The organism is Chitinophaga solisilvae (assembly GCF_009928525.1).
Taxonomy (GTDB): Bacteria; Bacteroidota; Bacteroidia; order Chitinophagales; family Chitinophagaceae; genus Chitinophaga; species Chitinophaga solisilvae.
In genome coordinates this window covers 105,001-121,805 of the sequence record NZ_JAABOK010000002.1, presented here as the reverse complement: position 1 = coordinate 121,805, position 16,805 = coordinate 105,001, and the positions used below count along the sequence as shown (strand labels likewise).

The 16,805-nt window shown below is 46.4% G+C and carries 12 protein-coding genes and 1 CRISPR repeat array (1 of these 13 running past the window's edge); of the genes, 2 read left to right on the top strand and 10 right to left on the bottom strand.

The annotated features are described in order from the left end of the window. Positions 1–132 precede the first annotated feature (132 nt). Entirely contained in the window at positions 133–1,293 is a 1,161-nt protein-coding gene (locus GWG06_RS03320) for an MDR/zinc-dependent alcohol dehydrogenase-like family protein (RefSeq protein ID WP_160711358.1), read from the bottom strand. A gap of 492 nt (positions 1,294–1,785) precedes the next feature. Between GWG06_RS03320 and GWG06_RS03315 the strand changes: the two genes are divergently transcribed. Both GWG06_RS03315 and GWG06_RS03310 read left to right on the top strand, forming a co-directional pair. After that, positions 1,786–2,529 carry a DNRLRE domain-containing protein gene (locus GWG06_RS03315; RefSeq protein WP_160711356.1) on the top strand — a complete coding sequence of 248 codons (744 nt, stop codon included), beginning with the start codon at positions 1,786–1,788 and terminating at the stop codon, positions 2,527–2,529. A 202-nt stretch (positions 2,530–2,731) separates the two neighbouring features. Next, positions 2,732–3,241 carry a RidA family protein gene (locus tag GWG06_RS03310; protein ID WP_160711354.1) on the top strand — a complete coding sequence of 170 codons (510 nt, stop codon included), beginning with the start codon at positions 2,732–2,734 and terminating at the stop codon, positions 3,239–3,241. 122 nt (positions 3,242–3,363) lie between these two features. Here GWG06_RS03310 and GWG06_RS03305 read toward each other — a convergent pair whose 3' ends face one another. The 9 genes from GWG06_RS03305 to GWG06_RS03265 all read right to left on the bottom strand — a co-directional run bounded on the left by GWG06_RS03305 (position 3,364) and on the right by GWG06_RS03265 (position 16,569). Continuing rightward, on the bottom strand, positions 3,364–4,125 hold the full coding sequence (locus tag GWG06_RS03305; protein ID WP_160711352.1) for a hypothetical protein: 762 nt from the start codon (positions 4,123–4,125) through the stop codon (positions 3,364–3,366). A 12-nt stretch (positions 4,126–4,137) separates the two neighbouring features. Further along, positions 4,138–7,512 carry a TonB-dependent receptor domain-containing protein gene (locus tag GWG06_RS03300; RefSeq protein WP_160711350.1) on the bottom strand — a complete coding sequence of 1,125 codons (3,375 nt, stop codon included), beginning with the start codon at positions 7,510–7,512 and terminating at the stop codon, positions 4,138–4,140. Positions 7,513–7,692: 180 nt separating this feature from the next. After that, positions 7,693–8,721: a FecR family protein gene (locus GWG06_RS03295; protein ID WP_160711348.1), complete on the bottom strand. Its 1,029-nt coding sequence runs from the start codon at positions 8,719–8,721 to the stop codon at positions 7,693–7,695. A gap of 187 nt (positions 8,722–8,908) precedes the next feature. After that, complete coding sequence (locus GWG06_RS03290; protein ID WP_160711346.1) at positions 8,909–9,511, bottom strand: RNA polymerase sigma-70 factor; 603 nt, start codon at positions 9,509–9,511, stop codon at positions 8,909–8,911. 163 nt (positions 9,512–9,674) lie between these two features. Further along, positions 9,675–10,478, bottom strand: a complete 804-nt coding sequence (locus GWG06_RS03285; RefSeq protein ID WP_127036847.1) for a hypothetical protein — start codon at positions 10,476–10,478, stop codon at positions 9,675–9,677. An 11-nt stretch (positions 10,479–10,489) separates the two neighbouring features. Further along, positions 10,490–11,275, bottom strand: a complete 786-nt coding sequence (locus GWG06_RS03280; RefSeq protein WP_202182937.1) for a hypothetical protein — start codon at positions 11,273–11,275, stop codon at positions 10,490–10,492. Between the two features lie 30 nt (positions 11,276–11,305). Next, a complete protein-coding gene (locus GWG06_RS03275; protein WP_202182936.1) occupies positions 11,306–14,716 on the bottom strand; it encodes a TonB-dependent receptor in 3,411 nt (1,136 codons plus the stop codon). Positions 14,717–14,878: 162 nt separating this feature from the next. After that, positions 14,879–15,892, bottom strand: coding sequence for a FecR family protein (locus GWG06_RS03270; protein ID WP_160711344.1), 1,014 nt, complete (start codon positions 15,890–15,892; stop codon positions 14,879–14,881). A 92-nt stretch (positions 15,893–15,984) separates the two neighbouring features. Continuing rightward, the gene (locus GWG06_RS03265) at positions 15,985–16,569 is read right to left on the bottom strand and encodes an RNA polymerase sigma factor (RefSeq protein WP_127036853.1); all 585 of its coding nucleotides are present in this window, start codon (positions 16,567–16,569) and stop codon (positions 15,985–15,987) included. Between the two features lie 128 nt (positions 16,570–16,697). Beyond that, a CRISPR array of direct repeats spans positions 16,698–16,805; the repeat unit is 30 nt (it continues 4,871 nt past the right edge of the window).

The window sequence follows — 16,805 nt, the reverse complement described above, 5'->3', positions numbered from 1 at the left end:
TTTTCTAAGAAGATAAATCACTGCATGTAATAAAAAAGGCTGAAAGGAAATTAATCCCTTTTCACCTGATATGTAATAGTTCTGAATTGATCTGACAGTCAGATCAATTCAGAACTATACAGGCGTAATCTTTTATAGCGGATTAACTTCAAACAAAGGGAAAAAAGAATTTACTTTACCGGCTCCAAAGTCCTTAAACAACTGCGGGATTTCTTCCCAGCCATACACATATTCACCTTCTACCTCCGGCATCCAGTTGTTCTCCACTGCATAACGGATGGCATCCTGCATTTCATTGTAGGTGATATAATGCGTGTTTACATGGATATGCCTGTTAATACTTTCCAATGCTCTCATGTGACTGATCTTCATTCCCTCCTTCCAGCCGCAGGTAGCGATAACTCCTTGTCTTGACAAAGCCTTGAGTGTGGCCCTGTATACCGGCAGGCCGATATTATCAATGAATATGGCTGCATTCCGTCCGTTGGTGATGGCATCTATTATCTCCAGAAATGTTTTTTCTGATTTCAGGTAACACTGTCTGTATTCCTTATCTGTTGCATAGCGATCTTCCATATAGTTGAGATCAGGAAACAGATTCCTGTCAATCGCCTGTATATCATACTTCTGCAGTTCACTGATCCTGTTGTTCATAGAGGATATCATGGCCACCTTAAATCCTTCCTGCCTTGCCAGCAGGATTTCACCCAAACCAACACCGCCTCCCCAGGAGATTACAGTTTCTTCTTCTCTCTTAACGTGCCCCATCTGTACTTTCCAGCAATTATAAGCTACCTTCCAGTTACTCCATGCCGAAGGATATCTTATAGAAAAAGCAGCCCATTGTTTCGGGGAGAAATGAGAATTATCAGGAAGAGGTATGAAATTATCCTTGTGCAATGCAAGTTTCTTTGCCAGAAAGCCAACGGTTCCAGGAGCGTCGTAGGCGAATATTTTTATAGGGTATCCTTCTCGGTCGGTTGGAGTGGCTGCATATACTATACCCAGGGTGCCCGGTTTAAGGTGAGATGCATTTGAACCGGATTCCAATATCCTTACCACACCGGCATTTCCCAATACTATCTTCTCCTCTTTCCTTTGATGACAAATATCAACAGGGTCACGCATTACAGCATGATACATATTTCCTTCCAGAGAACAATAAACTGGTTCCACCAGTACTTCATCCTTTTCATCAAAGGTAATTTCTATCATTTCCTCAATAAGCTCACCTGGAATACAAATGCCATTGTTGGTGTGCAATGCCCAGGCCTTAGTTAATACTTTCTTCATTTAAATGTTTTTTACATGTGTAACAAATGCTAAATAAGCTCATAATGATTAGCTCATTCGTACCTTTAATCGCAGCATATGCATGCCGGATGAGTGATATTATCATTCCCTTTACGGGAAGCAATCATGCAAAAAGTAAATTATATAAGGTAGAAAAGAAGATAATGAATTAACCTAACCCTGAGTAAGTACAAACTTTATCATTACCGCCGCTAAACTAGTCACAGCACCTGCATTATTTTCTCAGTCAACAGAATAAATAAAAATATTAATCACACATTGTTTTCTATCCAAATTTTAGTGAAGTAGTATTACACTTCCTGTGTATTACTTTAGCATCATAAAATGCTAATGTAAATTCAAAATAACCAGTATTGTTGTTAACCAGGATATTTCAGAAAGCCCTTACTATTTCTATTCACCACCACTCATGTACCCTTCATCACTATCTGTGTTTATCCATTTTTTTATTATTCACTTAACCTTTTATGTATGAAAATCTCCAACCTTTTCCTTGCCTTAACAGTAGCAACAGCATTCCTGATGACCAGCTGCCGCAAAGATCTAGCAACAGACACCAATCTGCAGCAGCAGGATCAAGCCCTCAATGCCTCCGTAAAAGACGGGCAGAAAACTATTATCTTCGGCGGCGGCTATGACAAAGCCGGCGCTCAGGAAGATGCACACGTCTACAGCAAACCTGATTGGGCCAACGGTAACTTTAGTGCCTTCGAGGACTTTCTCACTTCTTCCTGGACTTACCAGGGTACTCCCGGTACGGCCCGTCAATTCTTAAAATTCAATGGCCTCAGCAGCCTCCCGTCAGGTACTGTCATTACCTCTGCTACCCTTACCTTAACCGGTATAAGCAGCAGTGCGGCCGCCCCACAGGGCAACTCCTACTATCCCGGCTCCCCGTACAACTCCTTCGGCACCAACCCCGCCTGGATAAAACGTGTAACAGGACCGTGGACAGCAAGTACTATTACCTGGAATAACCAGCCTACTACCACCACTACCAATGCAGCTCCCATTGCACCTTCTACCTCACAGTGGAATTACAGTGTAACCGTTAACGTTACTGCGCTGGTACAGGACATCATCAACAGCGGGCAGAATTATGGCTTCAGCCTGCAGCTGCAGACAGAAGCATACTACCGCAGCCTGATCTTCACCGGCCCCCGCAATGCTGATGTCAGCAAACGTCCGAAACTGATAGTTACATACGAGATATAGCTCATACAAACCAGCCATATATTGTATAAAGCAGATAACCTGTCTGACTGTATTCACTCCGGTTATTTCAGAGGCGCTGTCTCAGATAGTATGAGACAGCGCCTTCACATATACTCCTGTGATAGTATTTCCGTAGTCTATTATCAAATGCAACGTTGTTGCATTTGATTTTTTACATTATTTTTGATGAAAACAACGGAATATGAAAAAACAGATCAGTATACTGACAGGAATTATCATGTTGCTGGCGCTTGCAATCTCCGGCTGCAAACAGGAAACTCCTAAAGCCGGCACAGCAGCAGTTGAAACGGCCACTGCAGAAAAACCAGCGTACTTTCTGCTACGCCCCGAACTGGAAAAAATGTATGGCTATACGCAGGCGGTAAAAGTGGGCAACATCGTCAAAATAGGCGGCGTAATCAGCATCAACGATAAAGGGAATCTGACAGGTAAAGATGATTATCCGCAACAGATGAAAAATTGCTATGCCAGCCTGGAAAAAGTATTGAAACATTATGGCTGTACTTTTGAAGATGTTTTTCTGGAGAACATTTATACTACCAGTATGGCTGCACTACAACAGAATGCTTCCTACCGGCATAAAATATACACCGGTCATTTTCCCACCGGCAGCTGGATCGGCGTAAACGAACTAGGGCTGCCCGGAGCCATGATCGAAATAGAAATGGAGGCGCTCATTCCGCAGCATTAATCATCACTTACCCTGCATCTGCTGAATGGCTTTCTATTCTTCCGGTGTGGATTACGACTAAATAACAACGGGCTGGTTACAGGTAATTCCTGTAACCAGCCCGTTGTATTCTCTTCAAAAAATTAATTCAGGTACTGCGTCAGCTCCAGTCCTTCAATGCCAGTAAACCTATCCATCTGGTCTGCTATTTCCTTTATCATCATCAGATAGCCTCTGTCAGGTTTGGGCGAATTCAATGTTATGATGTAACTCGCTGCATCCGGGGTATATCTCTCAGAAGGGCTGTCAGCCTTCACCAGGCTGCATGTAATGTACTGATAACCGGCAGGGAAAGTCATGTCCACAAAAACAGTAGCATCTTCATTAAAAGTATACCGCTTTATGATAGTAGGCTGTCCTCTTCTCTTGGCTGCTACCTCTACTCCGATATTCTTTGCGGCCACCTTACTGTATTTTCTTTCGGGAAAACTCAGGAGTATGCCTACATTCCCTGCTGCCGGCTTTGGAATGTCAGGTAATTTATCGGTAATGGTGGCGCCATCATAATAGAACTTGATAAGATTTGAAACAGCAGCCCCATCAATTTTTCTTTCTAACAGCAGCTCTCCCTTGCTGTTCAATACGGCGAAACTGGTAGCGCCATTGGCAACCCACCTGGTACTTACGGAACCGCCAAAGTAGGGAGACGCCGCTTCGGGATAAGGCTTCAGGATATTTCCGCCCAGCCTGAACTGCAGCGAATCCTGTGCGATGTATGCTTTCACATCTATATCAACAACATTATTCTCAGGATAAAACTCCTGCTGTGATTTGGAACAGGAAAACAGGGAGATACCTGTTAATACTATGGCCAGCTGCCTGGATATTTTATGTAAGCTCTTCATGTTTTACTTTTATCAGAATTTATAATTCACACTCAGCGAAAACCGGCGTCCGGTCTGCGATTTATAGGTTATCTGGTCGCCTTTGTCATAGTTCCGGGATTTACCGGACTTCAGCACAACATGTTTCGTATAGAAAACCGGGTTACTTAAACGGGGATCCATCGTGTTGTTACCATTCTTTACTTCTGCATCATACTCATAACTGTCGGCATTATTGTAATACAGGATACTTTCGTTAAACAGGTTGGAAATATTGAGTACCACTTCCAGTCTTTCCTGTTTCAGGCATTTGTAGCTAAGCTGTATATCCACTTTTCCGAAAGGGTTCTGCATTTCGGAGTGGAGTAAGGAAGTACCTACCAGTGTATACTTTCTACCGGTTTTATTATACAGTACATTGATGCCGTAGCGATTGGAAACATAAGCCAGTCCGATATTGTAACTGTAGGGCGCCTGACCGTATAACGGACGTGTGTCGCGGTACACTATTTCTTTGGAAACCGGTTTTCCTTCACTGTCCAGCTCCAGGGGATTACCTTCTTCGTCAATAGTGGTAGTAGCGTAAGCATCTACCACACTATTATTCAAAGCCAGGTTAGCAGTGAAACGGAGATTCCGTAACGCGTCATGAATGAAGCCCAGATTTTTCTGCATATCCATCTCAAATCCATACACCTGTGCTTTTTTGGAATTTCTCAGGGAGAATTCGCTTTTATTGGTGGCCGTCAGTGCATTGTACATTTCTATCGGATCGGCGATATCCCTGTAGTACAGGCCGCCCGACAATACATCACCGGGTTCAGGATACCATTCTGCTTTAAAATCATAGCCATTTGTGACAGAAGATACTACCGGAGAATTCCAGATGTAAGCCGAGTACGTAGGATCATAGTAGGAGAAACGGTTTCTTTCTGCGAACTGTGGTCTTGATACTGTTTTGGCATAGGCCAGGCGGAAGTTGAAATTACTCCAGGGGCTATACGTAAAATTAGCCGAGGGCAGGTACTGCCATTTTTTCTCTTCCGGCAGCGGTGCATCCGGCGGGCCAAAGCGGCCATCATTAGGATTCTGTCGTTCTTCATACTGATAGTATTCAGCGCGCACACCCCATACCAGCCTGAACTTGCCAAAATGGTTATCCAGCATGGCAAAAGGCGCATGCTGATACACATCTCCTTCATACCTTGAATTACCGCCAATAGTCGGCAGCCAGGCAAACCCGTTGCTGTGGAAGTTTGCAGGGTTTTGCAATGCTCCTGCAGAGATGTACTGATACTCCCTGGGCAGCACATTGGATAAATTATACAATCCTGCTTCAAAATAATCCTGTGCGCCGCTTCTGTTGGCGCCAAAGTATCCTGCCTTGAAAATCTGTTTTGCAGAAGATATATGGAAAGGAATGGAAACCGCTGCATTCCAGTTCAGATCTTTTCCTGTATAGGCGTAAGTACCGCGACTGAATGGGAAACGGCTGGTAGTAGACATGACATTGGTTACCGGGAAATAAATAATCTCATTATTTATCCTCGCACTGGAATATCCCAGGTAAGTCACATCTTTCTGATTCCTTTGCACCACTGTGCTGGCCAGCCCCCAGTCTATCCGGATCCGCCCCAGCTGATGCTGTCCTTCCAGCTTATGCTGGAAAAAGTCAGTAAACAGTGGCCTGTTCACTTCTTCAATAACAGGAATATCATTCTCAAAATCTGTCTGATCCTTGTTCCAGCCTTTAATCTGTGTAAAATCCTGATTGAAGATGTGAGAGTAAATATTACGGAAGGTCAGTTTACTTTTAGCTGTATGGAATCCCATGTTTAACAGGCCGCCCCAGGTAGTATTGATATTGTAGGTATTTCCGGTGTTAAAATAGCGGCTGTTCTGATGATCATTTTCCAGGTTGAGGCCCAGGGCGTTCTGCCAGCCACCTCTGCTGATGAAATCAATATTTTCTGTTTCCTGTGTATTTTTGAAGGAGAGGGAAGCGATGACGCCAAATTTATTGGCGCGTGTTTTACCTACCCGGAAAACGCGGCCACCGGCCAGTTTCATGTTCAGGCCCAGCGGTGTCTGGCTGGAGTAGGTAGTGAAATTATCGTGGGTGAATAATTTTGACTGCTCATGCAGCGCCGGATTTTTCCGTATATCACCTTTAACTTCCTTTTCCAGCTCCAGTGCTGTTTTCACCTGATCCCGCTGCGGCATTGATCTGCGGCCGTCATCAAATCCCAGGTAGTCATACTTCCCGGACTGGCGGCCGAGTTGCTGGCGGAATGTACTCTGATCATTGTAAGAGACACCTGCTGATACCGTCATAAAATTTTCTTCCGGAATATCCCTGGTATTCACCTGTACGTATCCGCCGGTAAAACTGGCATTCATATCCGGCGTAGGGGTTTTGCTGACAATGATGTTATCGATAAGGCTGGCCGGTATCAGGTCAAAGGAGAAGGATTTTTTGAGCGGCTCCGTACTGGGTTGTGTGATACCGTCTATAGCAGTTTCATTCCAGCGTTCGCCCATCCCGCGTACCACTACATATTTTTTATCGATAGTTGTTAACCCGGTAATACGGCCCAAAGCATCTGCTGCATTGTTATCCGGGCTTCGGGAAATCTGTTCTGCCGAAATACCGTCGGATAGTTCTGCTGCATTTTTCTGTTTTGCCAGCAGGCCGGAAACGCTAGCTTTTTTATAACCGGATGTTATCACTACCTGATCCAGGTTGCTGGCTTTAGCCTTCATGGCTATTGTAAGTGAAGTAGCGCTGCTTTCCTTTACTATTACATCCGTTATGCGCTGCGCCTGGAAAGAGATGTAGCTGACCTCCACCGTATATGCACCTGGTTGAACGCTGAGCATATAACTGCCGTCGGCGGCTGACTGTGTAGCTTCGTTGCTGCCGCTGATGCGGATGGAAGCGCCGATGAGTGGTTCTCCTCTGTCACTGATGATCTTACCGGTGATACGGCCGTTTTGTTTTCTTTGTTCTTTCTGTGCTGTTCCTGTGCTGCCGGCGGGCTTCTCATCAATCAGGATATGATAGTTGCGTTGGGTATAACGCAGGTTGGTATTCTTCAGTACCTGTTCTATAGCGTGCTTTATGGTAATATTGTTAGCATTCAGGGATACTTTCACTGACGTATATCTGTTGATATCGCTGCCGTATACAAATTTGAAACTGCTCTGTTGCTGAATGGCGGCCAGCGCTTCCCTGACTGTGCGGTCAGACAGCTGCAGGCTGATCTTCTGCCCGTCCAGCTGCTGGCTGCGGGCCGTCAGCGGCATTATCAGATACAGCAGGAATAACGTTACAAGGGAAAGGCTGTACCGCATTCCCGATCGGAGGATAATTGCCGGCACTCCTGGTAAGGATGTGTTTTTTTGCATATTATTGTAATTGTTTACTGAGTAATTGGTAAATCCGGGAATTCCCGGTGTAGCTGTAAAGTCATTCGGACCGTCAAATCGTAGGACTTTTGCAGTTGCAGGGTGTCCCGCCACTGGTGGGACATTTTTTTTAACGGGTAGTATTACGGTACATATGTATTGTTTTTGCTGTTAAAGAATTTATTTGATGAAATATGTTTTGCCGTCTGCCGACAGGCGGTAACTGAATTTACCTACGAAGGCCAGCATATCCACTATGGCCGGCAGGGAGTCTGCAGCGGAGAAGGATCCGCTTACCACGTGTCTGGCGGCGCCTGCATTGTCAAAATGGAAAGCGATACCGTACCTGCGTTCCAGCGCTATGGCCACGTTGTGCATCGGCATTTCTGTAAACAGGAGTCCGCCTGCCTTCCACTGCTCTATGCTGCTGATGTCTGCCGCTCCGGGCACTGCTTTTCCCGTCTCCGGATCATACGTAATTTTGCGTCCGGGCGTCAGCATTCCCAGCTCCGTTATTTTCGCTGCGGCCACTGTGCTGATGCTGACTTTGCCGGTAGCTACGGCGACTTCCTGCTGCTGTCCTTCCCACGCGGTTATTCTGAAAGAGGTGCCCAGTACGCGCGTCAGGATCATTCCCGACCGGATGGTAAAGGGATGTACTTCATCCCGGGACACATCGAAAAATGCTTCGCCCTGTAATTCAATATCACGGCCTGTCTGCGGGTAGGTATCCGGATATTTAAGACGGCTGCCGGCCGCCAGGTACACAACGGTACTGTCGGGCAGCAGGTAGCGTTCGGGGGCGCCCTTTGGATTAACTTTTTCTATATAACGTATAGTCGTATCAGTTACCCGTTGCTTACGCAGTTCCCGTATTGTCAGGCCGGACAGCAGAATCAGACCTACCCATACAGCGGCATACCGGAATATTTTTCCCAGGTTGATGATGCGGCCCACAGGGGGCTGTTCCCTGTTTTCATTATCCTGTATGCGCTGTTGCATTTCCGCCTGTTTGCGGCGAATAACTTCCTGCATGGCGACATTGTGTGCCGGCGGGTTGTTCCAGGCTGCTGCTTCGCGGCGATGCAGCAGTTCGTCCAGCATCGTGCGGCCTGCTTCGGTGTCCAGCAATATCTTTACCTGTTGTAATTCTTCTTCTGTACAACGGTTATCAATAAAATTGTATAGTAAATTTTCTGTTTCTCCCATTGCTGAAATTTATGCGGATGAAAAACCGGAGATCCCTTATTGCAAAAGACTTTATACGTCCTTCTGATTACAAGGACGCAAAACAACCGCCGGCACCACCTATGCCGTAATATTTTTTTCAGAAAAAAAGAGAAGAAGACATCATCATCACCTGCGCTATGAAAGTCGCAGCGGGATAGCATTTCAGTTACAACAACGTGTTGGTAAAATCGCTGAGGAGCAGCAGGGGAATAACAGCGGAGGGAACTTTTTCCTTCAGATTTTTCCGCAGGCAGCTCAAAGCGGCTACCATATAGTTTTCCACGGTATTTACGGAAAGGTTCATCCGGCGGGCTATTTCCGGATAAGTCAGGTTTTCTTCCCGGCTGAGCATAAATACCTGCCGGCGTTGTGGACTCAGTTCATTCAGCACCTGGCGGTAGGCATGTTCGGCCTCCCTGGATAACAGGCGGTAGTCTGAAGACCGGTCCAGCTGCGCATCTTCCTGTAGTTCATCAAGATCTGCCATCACCGGGATATTCCGGCGCATTTCACTGATGATACGATTACGTACAGAACGGAAAAGGTAACCTGAAAAACTGGTGGCAATAGTAATTTCAGCGCGTTTCACCCAGAGGTGGAATAACTGATCCATACACAGCTCTTCTGCACTCATGGCATCACGGACATAACGGCGGGCAAGCTGTAACATACGGGGATAATACCTGCTGAACAGCTCATTGTAAGCGTGCATATCATCCTGCTGACAGCATTGCCACAGATCATTGTCAGACGCCTGTTTATAATCCATCGGAAAAATAAATTACCGATGCAAAAATGCAGGTTTAAATATTACCTGTGTATTAAGTTTTTGTAACCTGCCTGCAGGAGATAATTATACAACTAAAATAATCAGGGCACAGATGGCATAAAAAAGCCCGCCCTTTAACGGGCGGGCCTGCATAAATCTTCACTTACCACAATCTGTCCGGATTATGGAATAATCTGATTCTTTCCAGATCAAATCTACCCTGCGCAATAAAATAAGCCTGCACCAGACCAGCGTCTCCCTCTATCGGGAAACTGAGTCCGAACGTAGAGAACTTACTTCTGCCTTCTGTTTCTTCAAATGCCCACTGATCCACCGTACCTGATTTGGTAAAATAAATGCTGGCTCCACTCAGGATGTTTTTGCTGTTGAATGCGGCGGAAGGAGTGTAGTCAACATTTATCCATGTACCGGGTTTTACGTTTTTAGCAAGATATTCTCTGAATTCCTGTCCGGTTGTATTATCCATTCTGTAGAGAAACATATCAAAAGGCGCGTCACTGGCTGTATGATGAACATAGAAAATCAGTTTGGAAACAGCAGGATTTGCCGCAGGAGCAGGTACGTCCAGTATTTTTCCATCTAAATAAACAAAGTTATAATATGCCAGGGTACCCGTGGCAGGTAAAGGCTTAGTGAAAATTACCTTACCGCTGGCAGGTTCTTTAATGGTCACATCAGCATTAAGCTGTGCTGCCCGGTATGTATATACCACATTAAAACCGGCCATAGCTGATGGTTTCATCAGGAATTTCCCACCTAAAGCTGTTTTATCATACCTGGTAGTATCAATATTCACCTCCAGCTCATCCGCGCCGCCATTGTAGCCATTGATAACCACCTGTATGGCTTTTTCACGGAATTCGTCTTCCTTGTTACAGGCGGTAAATGTCAGCAGCAGCAATACAGACAGCAGCGGTATCTTTATGTAATGTATCATTGATTTCATGGTAATACTTTTTATAACTCCACAGTTTTATTAAATCTCATTGTCTGTCCGGCAGCACTTTCGCTGAAAATATACAGTTTGGAAGTTGCTGTTGCTGCCGGCGGCTTGGGTGCACTGGAAGAAATAGGGCTTGAAGTGTATTCTGTTCCTTCCGTATAAAACTCATTGGTACCGGCTTTATAGACGTATATATTAAACTGTACGGCAGTAGGCTGTCCGTTGTACTGCTGATTGGCAGTAGGGAAAGTAGCGAGTGTTACCGGTTCTGTGAATGTATACGGTTTTACGTTTTTTATCCGGGTGATTTCCTCGAACACTTTTGGTGTTACAAAATATTTTCCCAGTACAATATCTACCGGCTCCGTGTAGTTGGTAACGGTAGGCATGAACATGTAGATCAGTTTGAGCTTTTTATCTTCTACATCAGGCTTTACCGGCATATCCGACACTTTTCCGTTCAGGTAAAGGAAATTGATGGTAGTATGTACATCTTCCCGGTTGATTACCTTTTCCATCACTGCTTTGGAAGTATTGCGTTCTGTAATTTTCAGCTTTACGCTTTGCTGATTGTCCGGGAACAGATACCCCTGATTGAGCAGGAATGCACCATTCTGCAATTCGTATTTGCAGGTATCTAATGTCACATCCAGCACATCGCCGCTGCCATTATAGCCTTTGAGTGAAACGGCCAGCATTTTCTGCTTGTAATAATAATCTTCTTCGTTCTTGCTGCAGGCAGCCAGCGCCAGCAGTAAAACTGCCGACAGTATTGTGGATAATATATTTGTTGTCTTCATGATTTATAATTTATATCAGACTGAAAAGAATCAGAACGAATAAGAAAGAGACAGACTGAACGCGACACCTGTCTTACGGATGAAGGTTTCTTTATCGCCTACTCTGGTCTTTGTTTTACCATCAGAAGATGTTTCGAGATGACCTTCTTCATACTTTTGTGAGAACCCTGGCTTCCATTCATAGATCTCGCTCCATTCTTCAGCAGTGATACCGCTGTCGATCACACCCTCCCATTTGGCCAGTTTTTTATAGGTATCGAGGCCGTTGATATAGAAGCGGTGCGGCGTATTCAGGATGTTGCTGATGCTCAGGCGGGCCTTTAATCTTTTATCTTTTAAAAAGTTATAGCTCAGCTGCGCATCCAGCTGGTCACGCGGGCGTTCATATTCCACAATATGCGGTGTCAGACCGGTAGTAAAGGTTTTGTAGCCCATGTGGTTAAAGGCAACGTTAGCGCCTAAACGATTACCGGTGTACTGCAACGCTACATTGTACAGTACAGGCACCTGACCGTACAGTGGTCTTTTTTCCTTCTGATTTACCTTGGTACGGTATTGATAATTCTTTCCGTATTTATCTTCTGTCATGGCTTTACCGACAAACGTGCTGGCTTGTACTTCAGATGTTTGCAATGTCAGGTTAGCGCTTACGAAGATATTATCCAGGAACTTCCAGTCAGACCGGAGAAAGCCGAGGCCTTTGCGCAGGTCTACTTCCAGCCCGTCTACCTTTGCCCAGTCAGAGTTCTGTACATTCAGGTAAATGCGGGCGGTAGCATCAGGTTGTGTGCGGTATAATTCCACGGGTTTATCAAAATATTTGTGGAAGTAGCCGACAGAAATTACTTCACCGGGATTGGGATACCATTCCATGCGGAAGTCGTAATGGTCTATCAGGGTAGACAATACTCCTTCATTCTTGCGGTATGCAGCAATTAAAGGGTCATAGCGGATCATGCGGGAGTTCTCAATCAGCGCAGGTCTTACGACAGACTGAGAATAGGCAGCCCTGATATTGAAATCCTTTAACGGTGTTGCAGTAAGGCTGGCAGAGGGCAGATAACGCCAGGTTTTTTCTTCCGTTGTAGGATCAGCAAATGGTGCTACTATATTTCCGGATGCCGGATCTACATACTTGAGTTTTTCACCCTGTTCAATCAGCGAGTTGATGGCCAGGTCATTTGCGCCGCTCTTCATTCTTTCATATTTATAGTATTCTGCGCGAACACCCCATACCAGTCGCAGCCAGTTGGTGAAGCGGTTGTCGAGCATACCATAAACAGCCTGATTGGTATTTTTACCTTCATATCCGTTCTGGGAAAAGCCGGCCGGATAGTAGAACAGGTCTTTTGCAGGATCTTTGAACTCGAGGTATTTACCCCATTCCTGCACAGGTATATAGGGGTAGATGTTACCGGTTGGTTCCACCGTACCGATCGGCAGGAGTGTCCAGTCGTAGGTACCGTGGCGCTGCATGTACTGGTAGCCGGATTTAACGATCTGTTGTTTTCCGAGCACATTGAACCGGTAGCTCAGTGAGCCTTCCGCTATTTTGTTGGTTTCTTCGTAAATATATTTCGCCCGGTTGAATGTTCCTCCGCCGGGGTTGCTCACGCCGCTGGGCATAATATTATATACGGTGCCATTGAGCATGGTGGAAGGGGCCAGCCAGGCTTCCACGGCATCTTTTTCCAGGTTAACGAGTTTATTACGCGCCACGTTCCATTCCAGGCGGAAGGCGCCGAAATTATGTTCCCCGTTGATACGGTTCTGCAGCAGGTCTACAAACCTGGGGCGGTCGTATTCCCTGATGGCCGCATGTTCTCCGTATCCGATGTCATTACCCCATCCTACGATGCGGGAGAACTGGTTGTTGAATACCCGTGAATAAAAATTGCGGACAGTGATCTTATGATTTTTTGAGCTCCATCCCATATTCAGCAGCGCTCCCCAGGTAGTATTGAAGTTATACTGTGTAGAGTAGGTAGGATCTACTTCTTCTCCGGTGTCTGCCTTATAGACGCGGTTACTCAGTTTTTCCCAGTTTCCTCTTCCAAAGTGGGAGATATCATCAATTGACTGTTCATTACGATAGCTGAGCGATCCTACGAAACCGAAGTGGTTATTACGATAGGTGTAGCTGCGTCCCATGCTGAACTGGTAGTTTTGTCCGGGTGCGGCTTTATAGGTACGGGTACCTATTCTTTCCAGGCCGCCGATTTTCCTGTTATTTTCCGCAATCATGGCCGGCGTAATTCCTGGGATATTGGGATTGGGCCTGGTGTTGGGATTTTTAGGATCGTAGTTCTGACCGTTAAAGATCAGCATCTCTTTCGGAAAATGTTCTCTGCCGCCGTCATCGAAGCCCAGATAGTCCTGCTTACCGCGGGCATATCCCAGAAAGTCTTTTCCGGTGCTGCCATCTGTATATTTTGTGCCGATGCTGAAGGTGTTGAAATTTTCGTTGGGGATAGCGAAGGTATTGATCTGAATCAGTCCGCCGCCGAAGCCGAAGCTCATATCCGGTGTAGCGGTTTTGGAAACCACCACATTGTCGATCAGGTTGCTGGGTACGATGTCGAATTCAAAATCGCGTACCTGCACATCGGTGCTGGGCAGTACGGCGCCGTCCATCATGGCCAGGTTGTAGCGTTCTGCTATACCTCTCACGACTACACGACGATTATCGTTGGTGCTGACACCGGAAATACGTTTCAGTGTTTCGCCCACATTCTTATCGGGCAGGGCGGCAATCTGTTCCCTGCTGATACCGTTGGAGATACCGGCTTCATTCTTCTGACGGAGGTACAAGGCATTAACACTTTCCTTTCTGGCAGAAGATCTCACAACAACGCCAGTCAGCGTATTTCTTGTTTTTTTAAGAGAGATATTCAGATCAAACAGCTGATCATCTTTTATGATGATGTCTGATACTATTTTTTTGCTATAGCCGATAGAAGTTATTTCTGCTTCGTACCTGCCTGCCGGCAGCGCAAACATAAACCCTCCATTAGCAGCGCTGGTAGCGCCTTTAGTGCCAATGCGGATGGTAACGCCGGGCAGGGCTTCTCCTGTTTCTTCATCTATAATTCTTCCGCTAAACCGGCCGGGCCCTTTTGCAGGCGGGGTGCTGTTTGCGGGAGGAGTTGCCGGATCCTTTACCAGCAGTATGCTCTTACCTTGTTGTACCAGGCGAACAGCAGTGCCATTCAGCAGTTTCCGCAGGACTTTCTGCACAGGTTCGTCCGTAGCCCGGATGCTGACCAGCTGATCCTTGTTGATAACATCATGCCGGTATTCGATTGTCAGGCCTGATTTCTGTTCAATTTCTCTGAATACTGCAGACAGGGGCTGTTGCTGCACCTGTAAAGAAATTTTAGTAGTAGCTGCATCCTGCGCCTGACCGGGGTTGGCGAACAGCAGCCAACAAATGAGCGTCAAAATACAATAGAGTGGTTTGGTCAGTCGGGGGTATTTCTTTCGGTCCCCGGGCATAGTTGCACTTAATTCCATAAATTCGTGTTGCTTTTAGTCATTAATGAATATTGATGGCGTCCCGGCCATTCCGGCTCCAAACGGAATGGCCTTTTTATTTACAGGTAATCAGGGAATGCAGGGTGTGCCGCTGATGGTGATGGTGCTGTCTTTCCGGGAAAAGTGCAGGTTACCCAGCAGGGATAATTTATCCATTGCCTGCTGCAGCGTTAGTCCATCGAAGCGGGTAGAATACTGGCAGTGCAGCAGCGCAGGAGTAGCCGGTGTAAACCGTACTCCATATTTTCTTTCCAGCGCCAGGCAGATTTCTTCCAGGGATGTATTTTCAAATACCAGCAGGTTATTTTTCCAGCTACCGGCATTTTCAGGAGAGATGTCTGATACTGCCAGCTTATGTTGCAGACCGGTGTAAACCGCCTGCATGCCGGGCGACAGCTTTACGGCTTCCATCCTTTCTCCGGTAGTATTTTTTACCGTTACTAGTACCTGTCCCGTTTTTACGGATACGGTAACAGCCGTAGCATCTCTGCCGGCAATGATATTAAAAGAGGTACCCAGTACAGTGGTGGCTACATTGCCCGTCTGTACAATAAACGGCTGGGCGCTGGCGGAGCGGATTTCAAAGAAAGCCTCTCCATGCAGGCGGACCATACGTTGTCTGCCCTCAAACTTTCCGGGGAAATGCATACTGCTTCCACCATTCAGGTGTACTACAGAACCATCTGCCAGCCTGATCATCTTTTGTTCTCCGGGAGCTGTGCTGACAACCAGTAAGGTATTTTCCTTCACAGTAGTATGCAGCAACCGGTAACCGGCTATTACCATTAATAATACAGCCGCAGCTGCTGCCGGCAGCCAGCGCAGGCGGGCAGATATTTTGCGGGCAGCCTTGTCAGGGCGTGCATCTCCTTCCAGCACATAACGCAGGGTATTCTGCTGCAGGCGTTCCGTCAGCGAACCTTTGGCGGATGTCTGCTGCCAGTCTTCATACGGGAACAGCTGCTCCGGATCACGGCGCAAGGCATCTTCCTCCCACAGCTGATGCAGTTCTTTCCTGTCAGCAGCGGTAGCAGTCCGGTTCAGCAGTTTCCGGAAAAGGTTATTAAAACGGAGATCATTCATGACAATGTATATTATAGAGGAGCATCCTCAACTATAAGTACACATAAAAAGAAGGGAACCACAGTGAAAGTATGTTAACTTAATATGAACAACTACCGGAACAGGAAAAGTACCAGCAGGATATAGCTGTCTTTCAGCTCGGTGCGCAGCAGTTTGAGCATGCCGGAGATATAAAATTCCACCGTACGTACGGAGATATTGAGTTGTGCAGCAATCTGCCGGTGAGACAGGCCTTCTTCCCTGCTAAGGCGGAAAGCCTCGCGGCGCTTATCATCCACACCTTTGAGCACCTGCAGGTATTGCTGATAGACCTCCATATACCCCATCCGGTGTATATCCCAGGCCGCATACGCCGGAGCGGTTTCCTCCAGGTTGCCCGAAGCCGTCAGCTCATAGCCTATCTGCTTCCGGACAAAATTCAGGAGTGCATTGCGGGTGATCGTAAACAGGAAGGCTTCAAAATTGGTGGAGAGATCCAGGTTTTCCCGGAACTGCCATAGCTTGATAAATACATCCTGCAGCAGCTCTTCCGCATCAGATACGCCAATGCCCTGCTTTTTGCAGTAGTTGAGCAGCTTGGGGCCATAAAGCTCCAGGATTTTCTTCAAAGCGGATTCATTACCCGCTTTCAGATCAGCCAGTAAAGAAGTAGTGATATGTATGACAGGAACAGCCACGGTTGATTATTGCGCGAAGATAGGGGGTTAGTATTATCGTAATGTTAAGGATAGGGAGGGAAGGGGAAATCCATCGTGGTGCGATTAAAACCAGACCTGCCATAACCAGCTGGCCCGGATATACTTCTACTTCAAGTCTACTTTGGTACAATTAAAATACCAACAGCTGAAAGGACTGGCGCAGGCCCTCGTATTTCAATTCCGCCTTGGTACGATTACGCCGTTAAATGGGAGGA